The following is a 3,178-nucleotide window of genomic DNA, read 5'->3' on the forward strand; positions in this document are numbered from 1 at the left end:
ATGCATTGTTAATTTATAGTGAATTTAACACGCTTTTTACATAACTACGGGTTATAAAAAATCGTTTCGCAGGATTAAAACGCGAGGTTATCCGCGATCACACTTCAGACATTCTTTCTGGCAGCGCCCGAAGGCCCGGATACACTCCTCGTAGTCTTCACAGGAGAATAACGAATGGCGAACACCGTCACAGCTGATGAGATCCGGGAGCAGTTTTCGCAGGCCATGTCGGCGATGTATCAGCAGGAGGTGCCACAGTATGCCGCGCTGCTGGAGCTGGTGGCCGACGTTAATCTGGCGGTGCTGGAAAATAACCCGCGCCTTCATGAGCAGCTTGCCAATGCGGGTGAGCTGTCGCGCCTCAACGTCGAGCGCCACGGCGCGATCCGCGTTGGCACCGGCGAGGAGCTGGCCATGCTGCGGCGCATCTTCGCCATTATGGGCATGTACCCGGTCAGCTATTACGACCTGTCCCAGGCGGGCGTGCCGGTTCACGCCACGGCGTTCAGACCGACTGACGACGCCGCGCTGGCCCGCAATCCGTTCCGCCTTTTTACCTCGCTCCTGCGCATTGATTTAATTGAAAATGCGGCGCTGCGTGAAAATGCGGCGGTAATTCTGGCCCGGCGGGATATTTTCACCCCGCGCTGCCGGGCGCTGGTGGCCCTGCACGAGCAGACAGGCGCGTTTAGCGAGTCAGAAGGGCGTGAGTTCGTGCGCGAGGCGCTGGAGACGTTTCGCTGGCACCGGCATGCCACCGTCGATGCGCAGACCTATCAGGCACTGCACCGCGAGCACCGGCTGATTGCCGACGTGGTCTGCTTTCCGGGCTGCCACATTAACCACCTTACGCCGCGCACCCTCGATATCGATCGCGTGCAGGCCCTGATGCCGGAATACGGCATTGAACCGAAAATGCTGATTGAAGGGCCGCCTCGCCGGGATGTGCCGATCCTGCTGCGCCAGACCAGCTTCAAAGCGCTGGACGAGCCGGTGCTGTTTGCCGACGACAGCCGGGGCACCCATACGGCGCGCTTCGGCGAAATAGAGCAGCGCGGCGTGGCCCTGACGCCGAAGGGCCGCGCGCTGTACGATACGCTGCTGGCGGAGGCCGGCACCGGCAGCAGCAATCTCTATCACCAGCAGCACCTGGGCGACATTTTTAAATCCTTTCCCGACAGCGAGCTGTTCCTGCGCCGCCGGGAGCTGGCCTGGTTCCGCTACCGCCTGACACCGGCGGGCGAGGCCCACCGCCACGCCTTTAGCCCCGGGGCCGATCCGCAGCCGCTCATTGAGCGCGGCTGGTTAGTTGCGCAGCCGATCACCTACGAAGATTTTCTGCCGGTGAGCGCCGCCGGCATTTTCCAGTCTAATCTCGGCGGCGAAGCCCAGGCCCGCAGCACCGGCAGCGCCAGCCGTGCCGCGTTTGAAGACGCGCTGGGCTGTGCGGTGCTGGACGAGTTTGCGCTGTACCAGCAAGCGGAAGATCGCAGCAAACGGCGTTGCGGATTGCTATAGAAGCTGAATACACTGGCGGGATTGCAGATTAAGGAACCACAACATGCACACTCCCGCCTCTTCACTGGTTCATACCCGGCAGGGCCCCGTACTCGGCATCACCGATAACGATATCCACGTCTGGCGCGGGATCCCGTTTGCCGCGCCGCCCACCGGCGACCTGCGCTGGCGCTCGCCGCAGCCGGTAGTGCCCTGGCAGGAAGTGCGTCCCGCCCGGCAGTTTGCCGCCGCCAGCTGGCAAAATATCGATCACTGCGTGGAGCTGGGCGGGGGCAATCCCGGCAGCTTTTCCGAAGACTGCCTCTACCTCAACGTCTGGTCGCCCGCGGCGGATAGCGCGAAGCGCCCGGTGATAGTCTGGCTGCACGGCGGCGGCTATACCATCGGCGCCGGTAACCTTCCGCCTTACGACGGCAAAGCGCTTGCCCGGCGCGGTATTGTGCTGGTCACCGTGAATTATCGCCTTGGCCACCTCGGCTTCTTCGCCCATCCGGCGCTGGCGGGCGAGGAGGGCGGGCGCGTCGCCAATTTTGCGCTACTGGATCAGATAGCCGCGCTGCGCTGGGTGCAGGAGAACATTGCCGCATTTGGCGGCAATAGTGACAACGTCACGCTAATGGGCGAATCTGCGGGCGCGCGCAGCGTCATGTCGCTGATGGCCTCGCCGCTGGCAAAGGGGCTGTTTCACAAAGCCATTATTCAAAGCAGCTACACTTTGCCGGATTTGCCGTGGGAAAAGGCGCTGGATAAAGGCGAGGTGCTGGCCCGCCATTTTGGCCTTAAAAATGCCACTGCAGAACAGCTGCGGGCGATCCCGGCCCGGGATTTATGGCCGCTGGAAGGGGAGTTAAAAAACGGTCCGGTGCCGATCTGCGGCGATGCGGTGCTGCCGGAACCGATGCTGGACGTCTTTTTCAGCGCCCGCCAGCATCCGATGCCGGTACTGGTCGGTTCAAACAGCGACGAGGCCAGCGTGATGGCGGTGTTTGGCGTCGATCTGGCCGGGGAGATCCGCAAGCTGCGCCAGCGCCAGCGTCTCGGGCTGGGGATTATCCGCCTGCTGTATCCCGGCGTTAAGGGCGACGTTGAGCTGGGCAGGCAGGTGTGCCGGGACATGGCCTTTACCACCCTCGGCTACGTGGTGATGCAGGCCCAGCAGCGGGTCAATCAGCCCTGCTGGCGCTACTGGTTTGACTACGTGGCCGAAGCCGAACGCCAGACCTACGCCCACGGCACCTGGCACGGTAACGAAGTGCCTTACGTCTTCGATACCCTGACCCTGGCGGAGCCGGCACGAAATTACGTTAACGCCCGGGATCTGGCCTTTTCCGCCCAGGTAGCCGATTACTGGGCTAACTTTGCCCGCCGCGCCGGGGGCGGTGAGCACGTGCTCGCCGGCCCGGTACCGTGGCCGGCGGCGGTAAAAGGGCGCGACAGGCTGCTGCGCATCGGCCTCAACCGGCGCGCCGGCTTTAAGGTCGAGAATCGCTTTATGCGCCCTAGGCTGGCGCTGTTTCGCCGGGTGATGGGCCAGCACGTGACGCTGGATTGAGCAGGCCGTCGCGCAACTGCCGCAGGCCGCCCGCGCAGGCGGCATCCTCGCGCATCACCAGCCGGTAGCAGGCCCCGGTTTTGACGCTGCCCGGATAGGGGCGCAGCA

Annotated in this window: 2 protein-coding genes; both read left to right on the plus strand. The window is 63.2% G+C overall.

Annotated elements, in window-relative coordinates; translation table 11 throughout:
* Positions 1 to 174: 174 nt before the first annotated feature.
* Complete coding sequence (locus QZ766_RS00190) at positions 175 to 1,518, plus strand: VOC family protein (protein WP_297196039.1); 1,344 nt, start codon at positions 175 to 177, stop codon at positions 1,516 to 1,518.
* 43 nt (positions 1,519 to 1,561) lie between these two features.
* The gene (locus tag QZ766_RS00195) at positions 1,562 to 3,070 is read left to right on the plus strand and encodes a carboxylesterase/lipase family protein (protein WP_297196041.1); all 1,509 of its coding nucleotides are present in this window, start codon (positions 1,562 to 1,564) and stop codon (positions 3,068 to 3,070) included.
* The last annotated feature ends 108 nt before the right edge of the window (positions 3,071 to 3,178 follow it).

Origin of the sequence: uncultured Pluralibacter sp. (assembly GCF_913775985.1) — a bacterium.
Lineage (GTDB): Bacteria > Pseudomonadota > Gammaproteobacteria > Enterobacterales > Enterobacteriaceae > Pluralibacter.

Bases quoted from the DNA above. Each gene is read 5' to 3' on its own strand.
- QZ766_RS00190 (WP_297196039.1), top strand. From the start codon at position 175: ATGGCGAACACCGTCACAGCTGATGAGATCCGGGAGCAGTTTTCGCAG.
- QZ766_RS00195 (WP_297196041.1), top strand. From the start codon at position 1,562: ATGCACACTCCCGCCTCTTCACTGGTTCATACCCGGCAGGGCCCCGTA.